A 15,154-nucleotide genomic window follows, 5' to 3' on the forward strand; every position below is an offset into this window, starting at 1 on the left:
CTGCGGCTCGATGTCAGAACATCAACCGCGCCCGAGAGTTTCAAGGCCATGTCTATTCTGCCATAGTGTTGCTTTATGGCATCATCGAAATGCCGCTCGTCAGGAGACCGGGCTGATGACAGTCGAGATGGCGCTACGCCATTGGGCCCGCCGGGCTTCCTGCATGAACGTGCAGTGACCCCGCTAGGTAATCCGCCTCAAACCGCATATAATGATGACATTAAAAGAACCATCCGCCCCCTGGGATGCCAAGGAGCGGACGGACTATTTTAGAAGCGGTAGCCGATAAGTGCCGCCACCTGATGGCGGTCGGGCTGCAGCCCAGTGTTCTCGTAGTAGCCGTAGTCCGAATAGCGATACTCGAGGCGGGCCAGAACACCGGATACGTTCGTTTCGACGCCCGCGCCCAGACGGTAGCCTTCGAGCTTGTCATTGCCAGTCACAAGGACGTTGGCATCTTCGTAACTCGCCTTGACCTTGGCATTGGTGTAGCCGCCCTTGGCATAGATCAGGAAGCCGGGGACGATCTCGCCGCCGAGTCGGATGCCTGCGTAAAGGTCGCGGCCGGTCTTCAACGAAGCGCGGTCGCCAAGCGTAAGTACGTTCTCGACGCTCTCCTTGACGTTGGAATCGGCATATTCGCCCTCGACACCCAGAACGACGCCGTTGATGTTCTTGTCAAAACCGACGACGCCGCCGAAGAGAATACCATCATCGCTACCCGAGCCGATCGGAGTTTCAATGTTGATATTGTCGTAGCCTGCCGTCGCAGCGACGTAGGGACCGTCAAAGGCAACGCCAGCGTCCTGCGCCATTGCAGGAGCGGCGAACGAAGCTGCCAGGGTAACAGCCGAGACGGCGATGATATTTTTCATTGTGGTAATTCCTGCATTCAATAACGTTGGCCGAAGCAAGGCCGCTCCTAGCGAGCTGGTGCCTCCTAAGAACCGTCTCCGGGCCATCCGTCGAAATTCATGAATGTTTTGTGACAGTTTGGCACCAGTGCGGACGGGTAATGAATATCGCATTCGCTCAAGGCACCACGTGGGTTGATCGCCGCCGCTCGACTATCTAGTGAACTATGGCAGCGCTCGCACGGACTATAAGTAGCGCATCGTTCATGCGAACCCGTCGAGTCCCTGGATTCGACTCCAAGACGTTACCTCGCGATGGCCTCTCATACCTTGCCCCACCGGCGGTTCTTGCTCCGGTAAAGCAGCACGCGGCAGCCCTTGCATTTCGCGAGCTGATGCACGTCGTCGGTCGCCAAGGTGCTACTGTCAGGGACATGCCATCCCATCAGGCAAAAGGACCGCCGGAGCAGCGGGCGCAACACTTTCGCCTCTCCACCGCCCACGATTGTGGGCCGGTCCACGAGCCATCGCCATTGAGCGATACAAGGCCCGGCCCCGGAGACAGGGGGTAGGTCGGGGTCGGGCCTTGTCTTCGGGTACCCGACTTCGTCAGGTAAAGGGATCTTGCACCTCGGGCCTTTCGGATTGGTAAGCATCGTTGATGAAAGCACTCTTTACCATCAGATGACCGAAGGACCGACCCGGCGGGGACAGGAACCGGAGCCCATCGCCTTAATTCTCCTGTGCATGGAGACCCACATGAGCACCCCCCCGCAGGTGATTGCCACCGTCGCCCAACTGGACCTGGACCGATACCTCGGAGCCTGGTTCGAAATCTGCCGGCTGCCGCTCAAGTGGGAAGACGCCCAGGCGCGCGATATCACCGCGACCTATTCGCTCGAAGCCGACGGGTCGATCAAGGTCGATAACCGCTGCATCGACGAGGATGGCAAGCCCGACCAGGCTATCGGACAGGCGGTTCCCACCGGTGCAAGCAAGGCCAGGCTGAAAGTCAGCTTTCTGCCGCAGTATTTGCGCTGGCTTCCCTTCACCAAGGGCGACTACTGGGTCATGCAGGTCGCGCCCGACTACACGGTCGCCTTGGTGGGCACGCCCGATCGGGCCAATCTGTGGCTGCTTTCACGCACGCCGAATCTGTCCGACGAAGTGCGAGGCGACTACCTGTCGAGCGCGGCGGCCCAGGGGTTTAACCTGGCGACGCTGATCACTCCGCTTCAGAGCGGAAACGTCGTTTCCGACGCCGCGCTCACGCGGGCATAGGCCGGGATTACTTGTCTATTTTCGTTTGGACGCGCGAAATCAGCTCGGCCGCAACAGTCCCTGCCGCTCGCCGCGATCGGCCCTCATCCCTATCGCAGACAAAAGTCTACAAGTACACTTCGTGGGATAAGGCGCCTATGCATCGCACCAAGCGCCCTTTCCGGATGAGGACCGGACAGCCCATCCGGCGCAGCTGCGCAGTACGCTTTGAAATCCTGATGGAGTAGTCCTGCCCTCGCACCGCGTGCGTGCGGTGCGTCGCGCCCATGGCAATATTTTCATCGATTGGCCGCTTATCGCCGAAACTGTGTGCTCTTGTGCGTTGTTGGGTGCACGACAATCATTCTAACGACCCCCTGGGGCGCGGCGACTTGCAGGGGACCGCCGCGTCCCTACCGCCAGACCGGCGCACATGGAGATCGAGCGTGACATCACCCAGGAAGCATCGCGCCGGTCCACGGGCCAAGGCGATCTACGGGCTGATCTTCGCCATGTCGATTGTCCTGATCTGGGCCGCAGTCCGTTCTTGCGATACCGCGCCGCAGGCCGATAGTGAACAGCTTCTTCCGGCTGACGAGACGCGCGACAAACAGTAAGTGGGCAAGCCTGCAGTTTCTGTTCGACGACAGTTTCCCCCCCTGTCTTAAGGCGATGTTATTCTTCATCCTCTACCAGTGACCGGGGAGGGCAGGAGACGGCGATATGCAAGCAGGATGTCAGGGCTGCAGATCCGAAGGCGCAGCCTTCGATCTTGCGATGGCCTTTCAACCCATAGTCGATTGCGAAACCGGTCGTCCATTCGCCTTCGAAGCGCTGGTCCGCGGCAGCAACGGCGAAGGCGCCGCCGAAGTGCTTTCGAAGGTAACTGCCGAGAACAGGTATGCGTTCGACCAGCAATGCCGGGTGGTCGCGATCACAGGTGCGGTCGAGGCGGGGATCCTCGCTACCGGCGCCAAGCTTTCGATCAATTTCCTGCCGAATGCCGTGTATTCGCCGGCAGCGTGTATCCAGCTCACGCTCAAGACGGCCCGCGAGGTCGGCTTTCCGACCGATCGCCTGATCTTCGAGTTCACCGAGAACGAGCAGATGATCGATACGGACCATGTCCGCAATATTGTCGCGAGCTACCGCAAAATGGGCTTCACGACAGCGATCGACGACTTCGGGGCGGGCCATGCCGGGCTGGGGCTGCTGGCGAAGTTTCAGACCGATCTCATCAAGCTCGACATGGACCTGATCCGCAACGTCGATCAGAGCGAGCCGCGACGGATCATCGTCTCGGGCGTGGTGGCGATAGCCAGGGCGCTCGGCATTGCCGTCATTGCAGAGGGCGTCGAGACGGTGGGCGAGTACGACGCTCTGCGCGAGATCGGCATCCGCTACATGCAAGGCTATCTGCTGGCCCGCCCGGGGTTCAAGATCTTGCCGATCCCCTTGCTGTCGTCCGATGTCTTCTTGTTCAAAGGGGCACGACAAGATGGCGAAGCAGCAATCGGGGTGCATCGCATCGCCCCGCCATCTTGCGGCTCGAGCCTCTCGCATATGCCGGCTTCGTGTTAGCGTCGTTGCGGCGCTGACGGGCAACGAATCGCCCTAGCCATCCCGTGGGCGGTCCTGCCGCTGCATAGGCATTCTCAACAGCCAAGGGCTGCCCGTGGATCGCCTGCTGATACAGCAGGCGCGCAGAGCGGTCGAACTTTGCCCGCCTATCTGGAGCTCTGGAGCGTCCTTCAAAGCAGCCGCTGTTAACGGCAGCGCGAGCAGCCTGGCTTCTTGCAGAAGCGATAACTAGCGCTCGCACGGATCAAACGAAGACCGGTTTGAGCCGCGGGGGCCAGCCCATTGGGTACTGGCGCCGAAGCCACGACGGCTGGCGGGGCATACCTCGCCCGTATTCAAAACAGGACTGTGGCCGAGGCTCCAAGATTGACGGCAGGCTTGAATTCCCCAACGAAACTCGGGTTGCGGATGTAGTTGACGGAGGGCGAGATGAACAGGCCATCGAGCGCGTGGAACGCGTAGAGAGCGCCGAGCGAGAATTGGCTCTTGTGCGCCACTCCGCCCGCCTTTTCGATAGCCCGGGCGCCTGTGCGGCTGAAGCTGTTCAGTCCGACCGTAATGGTGACCTGGTCGGCGGGCCGTCCCGGGATCAGACCCAGGGCATAGACCCGCCCTTCGAGGCTACGCTTGTAGACGTTGACTGCGTCTTTCGCGAAAAGCGCCGACGCGCCGATGTAGACGCCTTTGTATGCGGCGCCCCCGTCCGGTTGATAAACCTGGTAGTCCGCCAGGGCATAGGCCGACCAGTTGCGCTCGCGCCCAGCGCCATCAAGACGATCATACAGTGTGGTGTTGTAGCTTCCGCCTCCTCGTAGCCATATCTGCCGGCTATTGGGCGAACTCACTCGGCGCACACCGACTTCCTGGATGAACAGCGCCTTCGCCCAGGGGCGGGTGAACTTGAGGCCAGCGCCAGCGCTCGCCGCATCAGCGGACATGCCCTCGGGCAGGATGCTGCGCTGAATGGCCGACTTTGAATAGAAGCCGTTCTTGGCGTTGAACTGCACATTGAAGCTGGGCGCCAGGGCGGTGCCTCCGCTCATGCCGGTCGACAGCGGGATCGAGCCAGCCACGCCGCTGGCGAGGATGGGGTTTCCGCCAGCGAAGATCCCCACAAAATCGGAAAGGTTCTGGTTGTAGCCGGCTTTCACCTCGATCGTCCGATCGAGAAAACTGCTGAACACGGTCAGGTTGGAAAACCGCGCGCCGGAGGGCCCAAGTTGCCGCCAATTGGCGACGCTGAAGAGGCCGCCGACATTGATCTGGGTGATGTCCTCTCCCGAGCCGGCGACTTTCCAGCTCAGGCGCAGCTCGTTGCTTTGAGTGAATGTCAGCTTCTGGCCGGTATAGCTTTGCGCGCCGCCCTCAAGGCCATTTCCCGAGACATCCCTGGTCAAGGTGTTCGAACTCACACCGCGAAAATACAGATCGTGGTCGAAGAGCCAGGAGCGCGCTCCGCCGGCATCCTTCGTCAGGGTCTGGCCCACTCCGGGAAAATCGGTGGTCTGGCCCTGTGTCCTGAGCTTGTCGAATTCCATGAACCTGGCTGCCTTGCGGCGCGCCACCGTTTCTTGAGTGTCACCTTCTGTCGGTATGGTCGCCAGCGTGTCCGCGGACGCCGGCGAAGCTTTGGGCGGATCCGCCTCGTTGCTATGAGCACCGGCCGCAGAACTCTGCTCCTGAGCGAGGCCGGGTGCCGAAACTGCGAGAGCGAAAATCCAGGAAAGCGAGCGCGGGTTGCGTGGCATCGAGACGATCATGAAGCAGAAAGGTTCCTAAAAATGAAACCATTTCAATCATGTAGTCCGTCGCATGTTCCTGTCCCAGCGCGCCGGTGTGCCAGGATCCATCTTTGATCGCGTCCACGATCCGCTGGCGGGGCGTGCTGACCCAAATTGGGCATCGTCGATGCGATCATGAAGCTGCTTATTTAGTTGCGATCGCGTCAAACTAGCGCGGCACGACTTCGTCTCAGGCAGGCAAGATCACTGGTATCGCGCCGTTTCCGGCGGGTCGGTGGCGTCCGTACCCGGGGAGAGCTTCTGAAACCGACCCGATAAGCCCCGCAGCATGGCGCGAGCGCTTTGGAACTTTGTAATAAGGACGGCGCTTGTGAGAGAAAGGATGCAGCGCGATGACACCGAACAGGATTGAAACACTGTCGGACCCTGCCAGCGGGCATGTGTTTGCGGAAGTGTACAAAGGCGAAGCCTCTGCCCCCGTCATGCGGTCTGCGGCCGCCTTCGCCTCGCATGATGAGCTGGCCGACCAGGTGCTGGAACCGCTGCGCACCCACTTCCCCGACCACTCCCCATTCGTTGAGGACCAGACAATCGGCATCTAGCCTCAGCGAATTCCGGGATCTACAACTGTTACCCGCAGCGCTCTCGAATCCTGCGGGCGCGGGCAGCTTAACCTTGTAACAGAGCCGATTAAGACCACTAACGTCGCGAAGCCTGCGGCATCTTGCAAAATCCGGGAGCAGCCGCGCGAAAGTTGGCCATCCGCTCGCGCCTATAGGCACAGCGTCCGGCACGACCATGCTGTCTTTCGCTCACCTAGTGGCACCACGTGCGTATCTGCGTGAGGCGCCCTGACCCTGAGCCCGGCTAAGAAAACAGCGATGGCTGAGCCGGGCCGCGATTCGATGTCCCGTCCGCGACCGAGCGGCCCGACAAGCACATCTGAGCGCTTACTATGGCGAATAGGGCCGCCTTATATCAGCCGGCTATTATCCGGCCTGATCGTTGCCGGGTTTAAGCTTTTCCGGATCGATCGCCAGCATAGGCCCCACCACCCAATAGTACGTTTCCAGCAGCGCATCGCAAAGGCGCGGCGTTTCCCAATGCAGGTCGCCTGCGATCAAGGTCAGCCAACGATGCAGGTTGGCGGTGCGGGTCAACGAGCGGCTCACTGTCGCCATGTGGGATGGTGCTTCGTTTCCTGCAACGTTGCCCAAGGATTATCAGGAAACCGCCTCGAGGAGCCCAACGTCGTCGGAATATATCTACGGCCAAGCGACAATCACAATATCCTGCTGTCGGAAGATACAGAATTCCGCGGGACTTGGCCCGGGTCAGATTGCGTTTGGCTCATGATAAATGTTCGGTATTCGCCGGTTCTTCCCCGTTCCAAGATCCAATCTAGGCCCTATCGGATACTGCGCGGCGCAGTGTCTCAGCGAGCTCCGCCTGTGGGCAAGGCTTAAGGCAGAAATATGCGCCGGGATATCGCGTCCTTACCCCAGAGGTATCCGAAATTCCTGAGTGAAATATGATCGGCACACCCGCGTCGCGCAGGCGATCCGCGACAGGAAAAACATCGCCGTCAGCCAAGCTTATGTCCAAAATTGCACAATCGGGCAATCGTCGATCCAGAAGCGCAAGCGCGCCGCTGACCGAGCCACATGGACGCAGCGCCATAAATCCCGCTTCGAAAACCGTGTCCTCGAGGTCGAGGGCAACGAACGGGGCATCATCGACGATCAGGACTTCAATGGTCATCAAAAAACTCTGCTTGCAATCATTTGGCATGAAGGCCGCCAAGGCTCTCCGGTTCCGCGCCATGGCAGGCCCCTCCTGAACGGCGGCTGCCTGAAAGGCACGAATTGACGGAGCCCGGCCCGACGATTTTTTCAATTTTGTGATCCCTACAGTGATCGCATTGCCGCCCGGAAACAAACAGCTGCAGTTGTAAGCTGCGGCTTTTGCCGTCTAAAGTCTTCGTAATGGCCGGGGAGTTTGGATGAAACTTGGAATTCTCGCCTGCGGGTTGGCCATGCTGTCGCCCTCGGCGGCGCAGGCGCGGGCCTCGCAGTGGTGGTATGTTACGCAGGGCGCTGACAAGGTGCTGTTCGTCGACGTCGAATCCATCGTGCACGATGGCGACACGGTGCGGTATGAGGCGAGCCAGATCCTGCGCGAGCCAGACAACCCCGCTGCTTCGCTGCGCGCCTCCATGATCGGCGACTGCCACGACGACACCGAAACGTGGGACCTGGTCCTGCGCTACGGCGCCGATGACGAAAGGCTCGATAAGACGGCGCTGAGCTACGCCGGCCCCAACTCTGTAAAGGCCGGATCGGTGGGGGCAGCCCAGTTGCAGTTCGTCTGCGCTGCCGATCGAACCCGGACCGGCGGCTTCCCTCTGGCGATCGACCAGGTCGCTTTCGCCGAAGCGCTGATCGCCGACACCGAGGCTTCGGTCAGTCCGGAAGACCTGCACGAACGGATGCGCGGGGATCCCAGGGTTCCCGTCATCCGCTCGACGGCACCCGCGCCTGATACCTTCGGAACGGCGCAGGCGACCACTGCGGGTCACGCCGTCGTCCCGCCGCGCGACTATGCCAAAGGCATGCAGATCCCCGACGCCAGGAATTACGATACGATCGAAAGCGGCACGATCTACGACATCGCCTATCGCGGGATCGAGAGCGGAGAGCTGACCTTCGACTTGCGCGGCTACAGCATCGATGATCTCACGCATCCGAGCAGCGCCCAGACGATGCGCTTTCCGGCTTCCCAAAAGACAATCCGTGTCCGCGACATCGAGATCGAGGTTCTCGCTGCCACGCCGCAGGAGCTGCGCTTCCGCGCAAGCCTTGCTCCGATGGAAGGTGACGATGCGCCCTTCGTATGCGCCGATCCGGCGTGTGCGACGCTATGATCCGCGCCATCGCATTGTTGGTTGCCTTGCTCACCGGGCCGGCGCAAGCTCAGGACGTCGCCAAGATCGACCCTGTCATCGAACTGCAAACGCTGTGCGAGGACAAGGATGGCAGCGCCTGTACCCGCCTTGGCGACCGGCTTCTCGAAGGAAACGGGGTTGCGCGCGACGATGCGCGAGGCGTTGCGATCTTGGGCAAAGCCTGTCAACTCGGCGACATGCCGGGCTGCACGATGACCGGCTTCGCCTACGGCAAGGGGCAAGGCGTCGCACAATCAGCCGATACCGCGCGCGCCTATTACGCTTACGCCTGCCATGGCGGCGAGGCGACCGGATGTTCCAACCTCGGCCTTGCCTATATCAACGGAGACGGCGTCCCCAAGGATGATGCCCGCGCCGCCGCGCTTTTCCAGCAGGCCTGCACGAACAACTCGACCGCAGGCTGTGCGAATCTGGGGGCGTCGTACTCGCTGGGAAGAGGCGTGCCGCGCGATCATCGCAGAGCGGCGCGGTTGTTGAGGCAAGCCTGCGACGCCGACGATCAGCACGCCTGCTACAACCTGGGCGTGCTTTACCGCGATGGCCTGGGCATGAGACGTAATTACGAGCGCGCCCTCGCGCTGTTCGAACCCTCGTGCGAGGCGAAGGACCCCAGCGCCTGCGGCAATCTCGCCAATATGGTCGACGATGGCCGGGGCGCGCCCAAAGACCGTCAACGCGCCCTCGCTCTGCATGATGCGGCATGCACGCTGGGCGAAGCGGAAAGCTGCTTTGCTCTAGGCCGAGCATACCAAACCGGAAACGGCCGCAAGCGTGACGACGTCAGGGCCCTTGCCTTGTTGGAGCGTAGCCTGGCGCTGGACCCAAAGACCCCATCCGCCGGCCATGCCGCGAACGCCATCGCTATCGCAAGGGCAGCAATTGCCGGCAGGCCGGGCAACACTAAGAAGGAAGACGGGCCGTCAAATCGTGAAGCCCATGAGGAATAGATCGATGCGATATATTGCCCATGCCCTCATCACGATCCTGGCCGTTTTGTGGACGGCTGCGGCGGCCGCGTCCGATCCCCGCTCGGAGGACCCCGTGGTGACCTGCCGGATCGAGGGGCAGGATCGCGAGATTTCGATCTCGATCACGGGCACGCTCGCCACTTATCGTTACGGCTCGGCCCTGCGAAAGCCCGAACTGACGCTGATCAGCCCCTTGGCGGATCTCGACTATCGCCGGAAGAACGGCCCGGGCGACACGATCGACGAGATCGTGACCTTCACCAACGGCGACACCGCTTATCGCATGGCGGCAGGTTTCAGGAACGGAGCCGCGCCAGACCCGACCGCTCTCCAGCCCTTCGCAACGCTGACGGTCACCCGCGCCGGTAAAACCTTGACCGCGCTGAACTGCCGGCCGGACAGCATCAGGCGGGTCCACGACCGCTTCCTGGCGCGCATGCGCGACATCGGCCGGGAACGGTCTTCCGATGGCGAATCGTTTCCGAACTACGAGATCCAGTATCCGGCGCCCGCCAACCGGTCCCCGCCCTGCAAGGAAGACTTCAACGTCGATACCTGCTGGAGCCGGGGCGTCGAGGCCGCGCGCGGCGGCGATCTGCCCGGTGCGCTCGGTCACTACGACATGTCCTGCGAGGCGGGGTTCAACGACTTTGGCTGCTACGAGGCGGGAAAACTCTATCTGCAGAACCGCCAGCTGCGCGATTATGCCAAGGCCCAGGAGCGGTTCACGCGCGTGTGCGACGGCAACGACCCGGGGCGTGGGCCCTATGCCTGCAAGTATCTGGGCTGGATGCACCTGACCGCGACCGGGGTCAGCCGCGATCTCGACAAGGCATGGTCCAGGCTGGCGCTCGCCTGCTTCCTGCACAACGACGCCGACATGATCGATCCCGAAGGGTGTCACTTTTTTGCCAAGACGGTCGCCGCCGTGCGCGCAGCTGCGCCGAGCCGCTACGCGAGGGCGGACTTCCTGGCCTATGTGGCGCTTTCGCAGGCCTGTACCGACGACGCCAGGACGGTCTGCGACGAAGCGCGGGCGCTGTACCGGGCCGGCGCCGGACAGCACGCGCCCTGGATAAAGTCCTGTGACGCGGCGGTCCGGGCCAACCGGACATTCTCTTCGTGCGAGGAGATGGCGCGCTTCCGGGGAGACTACGAAACCGCCATGGCCACACGCCGAAATCTCAAGGCCATGTTTCTGGCTGCGCTCAACAATCTAAGCTGAGTGAATGCGTCCGGGTCACGGCGTCAGGTGACGCTGCGATCGGGATTCTCTGCGTTGGAGCCGGACAGGATGGCCTTAGCGCGCTCGGACATGTCAACCGCCGGTGGGAACAGGGCCAGGGCCGCTCCCGCTGCCGCCGTTGTGCCGACGTTGACGGCGAATGTCAGCAGTTCGCCGCGAAACTGCATTTCGATGTTCACCGTTTTCCAGACGGTCCTGACCTCGATCCGCGCGATGTCATCGAAACGGCGTTCGTGTCGTCGGATCATCCGATACCTGATGCCTGACGCGAAAATGACCAGCGATGGATTGGCATTGTTGGACGCGAGCGCGAACCACCAAGGCAGCCCCCTGACGCCCGCGAACGCGGCGAGAACCGGGATCACCTTGCCGCCTTCCGCGTCGGTGCGGATCGGCTCCTGCGTACCGCCCGCCGAACGCCGTTTGGCGAAGCGGCAGATGATGTAGATCGATCCGCCGACGACGATCGCCTGAAACAGCAGAATGGCCGCGGTGCCAAGCACGGTTGTCAGGGTGCTTGGCATCATCGGCCAGCGCCAGGCCCCGCGTCGCCGGGAGCTTCACTCATCGATCATCATGACACGAAGAGATGTCTCGAGCTGGAGCGCCCGATCCCGGATGACCGCAGCGGAGGCCGCCGCTTGCATCGGTACGTACATCGTCCCTTGCCGCGTCTCATACAAAGCCGTTCGCGCCGACTCGTCGGCGCTACGAAAGGCAAGCCATGCCCGCTGCGCCGATCGCAGCCGGGCGGCTTCAGGCGGAGCCAGTCTCTGCAGCAGTTGGCCGTAAGCGGTGTTCATTCTCCGGTCGTAGTCACGGGCCGCCGCCACCTCGCACTCGGTCTGCCCGGCGGTGCTTGCGGCTGCGGGAGCATCGAGACAGCGCTGCGACGCGGCTTCGGTGCGATCCTCGCTGGCGGGCGACGCCGTGGCCGCCGTCGAGATCGCCAGCGAGAGGATGCAGAAAGACCGTATCACTGCAAAAGTCGCTTCGAGCGACAGCAGCCGGTAGCGCCGCCCATCATGTCACCCGCCATTCCGGACCTGTTTACGCCAGCCCAGAACGCCGCCTAGGGTCACTACGAGGCCAATACCAAGGAGGAACATAGCCAGGGCATTCCCGCCGATCTCCTGGTTGTTGCTGGCGCTGATCGACGCTGCAGCCTGGTTGGCGTCGGTCGCCGTCATCGCTGCCGCAAAGGCAGCTTCATCGCAGCGGCCCAGCATCTCGTTGCCCTGCCCCCTCATGCGTTCCTGGCACAGTACGGTCTGGCCGGGATCCGCTTTGGGCGGCCCGCCCGCAAGGCTCATGAACACTCCCAGGCCAAGCAAAACGATGCCGATAAGCAGGAGGAGGCGCAGGTTCTGTCTCATCGGCGGTACTCTCCAGGTTCATGCTGCCGCAACGTGCGGCTCGACCGGGGTGTTCCATGAGGCTGGTGCTGACATCGCCTCGACGCGGTGCCCCGCGCCGAGGGACCCCATTACCCCTTTAGGCTACGGCTGTAGAGCCAGCCGATGCCGATCAGGCTGAAGCCCAGGGCGAGGAAGGAGCCGATGCGCAGCAGGCCCTCCAGGCCGGACGCATCGAACAGGAACACCTTCACCACCGCCAGGAGGATCAGCACCAGAGAGGCAATCCGCCAATCGCGCAGGCCGCTGCGGATGCCCCACAGCAGGAACCCGAGCGCGAGCGCAATGCCGAGGACGGACCGGCAGATATTCTCGACCTCGTCGATTTCGGTGACGGTCAGCAGATTGCCACAGAACAGCTGCCGCAGCGTGGCGAAGGCGAACAGCAGGATCAGCCCCATCCGTAGCAGGTCCGTAGGGCGCTTCACCCGCGCGGCGGCCTCAGGCGCGATCCAGCCAAACAGCGACAGCGCCGCAAAAGCGATGCCGAAGGCGGGAAGCAGCAGGTTCACCAGTGGCCATGGCCCGACCGCCTGCGCGTCCCAGAGCGGATCGTGGAGAAGCACCGTGTAAAGCAGGTTGTGAGCCGCGCCCGCGCCGACAAGGGCCAAGGCGACGTCGCGGACGCGCAGGACCCGCCAGACCCCGACACCCGCGCCGATGAGGGCGACTTCCCACAGCGTCCGCTCGGCAAGCCCGATCCGCACGAAGCTCGCCGGGTCGCCGATCAGCAACAGGTGCTTGTACAAGATGTGGACGCCCACCAGCAGCAGCGCACCGATCAGCGCCAGCGCGCCCTTGCGCACGACGTTGGGCAAGTCCCCGCCCGTCCGCCACAGCACGCACGCGCAGGCGAGCGCCGGCACCAGCAGGCGCTGCGCCGTCATCCCGGGTGCGGGGAGGTTCATGGCGAAGACCGGATCGCCGGACAGCGACATCAGCCCGGAAACCATCCAGCGGCCCAGGGGCTCAAGCGCCCAAAGAATGATGAAGGCCGCAAGCGTCACCAGCGTCGGGGCCAGACGAAGCGCGGGCCTGCGCCAGGTCGCCTCGGCAAGAACCACGAACACGGCGGCGGCGGTGATGGCTAGCCACGGGGCCGGCACGACCTGTGCCACCAGGCCATAACCTAGCACGGTCGCGACGGGCTGCAGCAGGAGCGCCAGGCGCCTGTCCGCATGGTGCCAGGCGAACGCCACGCCGGTCAGCGCGACGGCAGCCCAGCGCAGCACCGCCTGTCCCACGTGAGGCACGGCGGCGGTCTCGAAGAAGCGGCTCAACTCGGTCGCGGCGACGTCAGTGATGGGAAGCGCAAGGATCGCCCCGGTCTGGAAGACCAGCGCGCCCACCGACACTCGATCGTCCCTGGCTCCGATCCCAAGCGCCAGAAGCGCGGCCGCGACGAAGGCAATCGCGATCGGTACCGCCCACGCCGACAGCCCGACCAGCGCGGCGAGGACAACAAGCAGCCCCGACCCCGAGGCCAACAGCGCGAACCGCGCGTCGTCGCGGCGTGTCGGTCGTCGCCAGCCCATAGCCGCGCCGATAGCCGGCAGGCCCGCGAAGAGAAGCGCCAGCAAGGCGAAGCGCAGGCCCTGTCCCGGCGCCGCGGTGTAGAATTGGCCGAACGACAGTGCATAACCACCCAGCGAGACGGCGCCGAGCAACCCGACCTCCATCAGCCCGCCCCTGTCACGCCAGAGGTTGCGCAAGGCATGGCCGCCATAGATCAGGACGATGCCAGCGATCACGGCCGCCAAGAGCGTCATGCCCGGCGAGGGCCAGAGCGCCACCAGGCCGAGCGCCGTCAGCACGGGCACCGCGACGACCTTGCGCAGCATCGGCGTGCGCCCCGCGAGCCAGACGAAGGCCAGCGACAGCAATCCGTAGAGTCCCCAGGTCAGCGGCGCAAACCCACCTGTCGCCACCAGCAGCGCAAGCTGCAAGGCGGCAACGACCGCCGCGCCGACGTGCAGGACGGGCACGGCGTGCCGGTCGAAACTCAGCGCGGGCAGGCCGAGGCCCAGCAGCAGCATGAGCAGCCCCAGCGACAGCGTGGCGGCATTGTCCAGCCCGCCCAGCACGATCAGGGCCAGGCTCCAGCCCGCCCCGCCTGCCAATGCACCGATGCCCAGCCAGACCCAACGCTGGCGGCGCGAGAGCAGCGTCAGGCTGCCGATCACGATCGCGAGGTAACCGGCGAGCAGCGGAACGCTCGGCGCGCTCGACTGCACCACCGCCGGCGTCGCCAGGCCGCCGACCAGTCCCAGCACCGCGCAAGGCACGCCGAAGCGCATCGCCAGAACCATCGCAAAGCCGGTGATGGCGGCGAGTCCAGCGAACGCCGCGCCGGGCCCGACGAGACCGTAGAGATTGGCGGCGGCAAGCACGGCTGCGTAGAGCCCGCCGATACCGGCACCGGCAAGCGACTGGGCCACGCGCGGATCGCGCACCCTGTCCTCGCTCCGACGCGCCAGTTCGGCGCCTGCGATCAGTCCCGTGCCGAACAGCAGCCCCAGCATCACCCGAACGATGGGCGAGAGAAGCCCCGAATCGATCGAATATTTGACCATCAGCACGGCGGCGACGATCAGCGTGATCCCGCCCGCCCAGATCGGCAGCTTGCGTCCGAACAGGTCCTCGAGGCCAAAGCCCGGGGCTGCCGGCTTGCCGACCGGATCAACCGCTTCTTCGGTGAAGGGCGCATCTTCGTGGATCACGACATGCGGAACATCCGGGCCTGCTTCGAATGCCGCAGCGACCACACCGGCGGTGGGCTCTGGCGGCAACCGTTCCGGTTCGACAAGCGGGATGACCGGCGCCGGGGCAAAGGTCCGTGGGTCCGCAACCTCGCGAATGGACACTGCCGATTCGGGTTGAGCCGCAGGCCCGAGCGCATAAGCGCCCCCACCCGCCGCCTGCTCCAGTCGGCCAAGCCGACGGCGCGTATCGTGCAGCAAAGCACCTAGAATGATCGTCGCTAAAAGCAGGATTTCGGTCACGCCCCGTCCTTCGGTTGTGGCTGCGAGGCCTCATGCCTATCGAAAAATCGAACACCGTGCAATTTAAATTCGACAGTGTTCGATTTTGCGCCTATAGGTTCCGTCGCGACAGGAGAGCAGG

At 63.3% G+C, this 15,154-nt stretch carries 15 protein-coding genes; 7 read left to right on the top strand and 8 right to left on the bottom strand.

Annotation, left to right across the window (positions count from 1 at the left end; translation table 11 throughout):
• Positions 1–269: 269 nt before the first annotated feature.
• Complete coding sequence (locus PMI02_RS22190) at positions 270–875, bottom strand: outer membrane protein (protein ID WP_007687201.1); 606 nt, start codon at positions 873–875, stop codon at positions 270–272.
• A 738-nt stretch (positions 876–1,613) separates the two neighbouring features.
• Between PMI02_RS22190 and PMI02_RS22195 the strand changes: the two genes are divergently transcribed.
• From PMI02_RS22195 to PMI02_RS22200, 3 genes are all read left to right on the top strand, one after another.
• Entirely contained in the window at positions 1,614–2,135 is a 522-nt protein-coding gene (locus PMI02_RS22195; protein WP_036505032.1) for a lipocalin family protein, read from the top strand.
• 425 nt (positions 2,136–2,560) lie between these two features.
• Positions 2,561–2,731, top strand: a complete 171-nt coding sequence (locus tag PMI02_RS27430; protein ID WP_157222650.1) for a hypothetical protein — start codon at positions 2,561–2,563, stop codon at positions 2,729–2,731.
• A gap of 106 nt (positions 2,732–2,837) precedes the next feature.
• On the top strand, positions 2,838–3,695 hold the full coding sequence (locus tag PMI02_RS22200) for an EAL domain-containing protein (protein ID WP_007687203.1): 858 nt from the start codon (positions 2,838–2,840) through the stop codon (positions 3,693–3,695).
• 335 nt (positions 3,696–4,030) lie between these two features.
• On the opposite strand, the gene PMI02_RS22205 is transcribed toward PMI02_RS22200, so the two are convergent.
• Positions 4,031–5,455: a carbohydrate porin gene (locus PMI02_RS22205; protein WP_007687204.1), complete on the bottom strand. Its 1,425-nt coding sequence runs from the start codon at positions 5,453–5,455 to the stop codon at positions 4,031–4,033.
• Positions 5,456–5,829: 374 nt separating this feature from the next.
• On the opposite strand from PMI02_RS22205, the gene PMI02_RS26625 reads away from it, so the two are divergent.
• Positions 5,830–6,039, top strand: coding sequence for a hypothetical protein (locus PMI02_RS26625; protein WP_007687205.1), 210 nt, complete (start codon positions 5,830–5,832; stop codon positions 6,037–6,039).
• Between the two features lie 387 nt (positions 6,040–6,426).
• Here PMI02_RS26625 and PMI02_RS22210 read toward each other — a convergent pair whose 3' ends face one another.
• Both PMI02_RS22210 and PMI02_RS26630 read right to left on the bottom strand, forming a co-directional pair.
• A complete protein-coding gene (locus PMI02_RS22210) occupies positions 6,427–6,618 on the bottom strand; it encodes a hypothetical protein (RefSeq protein ID WP_007687208.1) in 192 nt (63 codons plus the stop codon).
• A 220-nt stretch (positions 6,619–6,838) separates the two neighbouring features.
• Positions 6,839–7,261, bottom strand: a complete 423-nt coding sequence (locus PMI02_RS26630) for a response regulator (RefSeq protein WP_007687210.1) — start codon at positions 7,259–7,261, stop codon at positions 6,839–6,841.
• 178 nt (positions 7,262–7,439) lie between these two features.
• On the opposite strand from PMI02_RS26630, the gene PMI02_RS26070 reads away from it, so the two are divergent.
• Genes PMI02_RS26070 through PMI02_RS22230 form a run of 3 tightly spaced genes read left to right on the top strand, consistent with a single transcriptional unit; the run spans position 7,440 to position 10,595 of the window.
• Positions 7,440–8,360 carry a hypothetical protein gene (locus PMI02_RS26070; RefSeq protein WP_007687213.1) on the top strand — a complete coding sequence of 307 codons (921 nt, stop codon included), beginning with the start codon at positions 7,440–7,442 and terminating at the stop codon, positions 8,358–8,360.
• The gene (locus tag PMI02_RS26075; RefSeq protein WP_007687216.1) at positions 8,357–9,349 is read left to right on the top strand and encodes a tetratricopeptide repeat protein; all 993 of its coding nucleotides are present in this window, start codon (positions 8,357–8,359) and stop codon (positions 9,347–9,349) included. Before PMI02_RS26070 ends, PMI02_RS26075 begins: the two co-directional genes overlap by 4 nt.
• Before the next feature lie 4 nt (positions 9,350–9,353).
• A complete protein-coding gene (locus PMI02_RS22230) occupies positions 9,354–10,595 on the top strand; it encodes a sel1 repeat family protein (protein WP_007687218.1) in 1,242 nt (413 codons plus the stop codon).
• A 23-nt stretch (positions 10,596–10,618) separates the two neighbouring features.
• On the opposite strand, the gene PMI02_RS22235 is transcribed toward PMI02_RS22230, so the two are convergent.
• The 4 genes from PMI02_RS22235 to PMI02_RS22250 all read right to left on the bottom strand — a co-directional run bounded on the left by PMI02_RS22235 (position 10,619) and on the right by PMI02_RS22250 (position 15,033).
• The gene (locus PMI02_RS22235; protein WP_157222651.1) at positions 10,619–11,140 is read right to left on the bottom strand and encodes a hypothetical protein; all 522 of its coding nucleotides are present in this window, start codon (positions 11,138–11,140) and stop codon (positions 10,619–10,621) included.
• A gap of 36 nt (positions 11,141–11,176) precedes the next feature.
• Complete coding sequence (locus PMI02_RS22240; protein ID WP_036505037.1) at positions 11,177–11,596, bottom strand: lysozyme inhibitor LprI family protein; 420 nt, start codon at positions 11,594–11,596, stop codon at positions 11,177–11,179.
• 48 nt (positions 11,597–11,644) lie between these two features.
• Positions 11,645–11,992, bottom strand: a complete 348-nt coding sequence (locus tag PMI02_RS22245) for a hypothetical protein (RefSeq protein ID WP_007687221.1) — start codon at positions 11,990–11,992, stop codon at positions 11,645–11,647.
• 110 nt (positions 11,993–12,102) lie between these two features.
• Positions 12,103–15,033, bottom strand: coding sequence for a DUF2339 domain-containing protein (locus tag PMI02_RS22250; protein WP_007687223.1), 2,931 nt, complete (start codon positions 15,031–15,033; stop codon positions 12,103–12,105).
• Between the last annotated feature and the right edge of the window lie 121 nt (positions 15,034–15,154).

Source organism: Novosphingobium sp. AP12, from assembly GCF_000281975.1.
In the GTDB taxonomy this organism is placed as follows: Bacteria; Pseudomonadota; Alphaproteobacteria; order Sphingomonadales; family Sphingomonadaceae; genus Novosphingobium.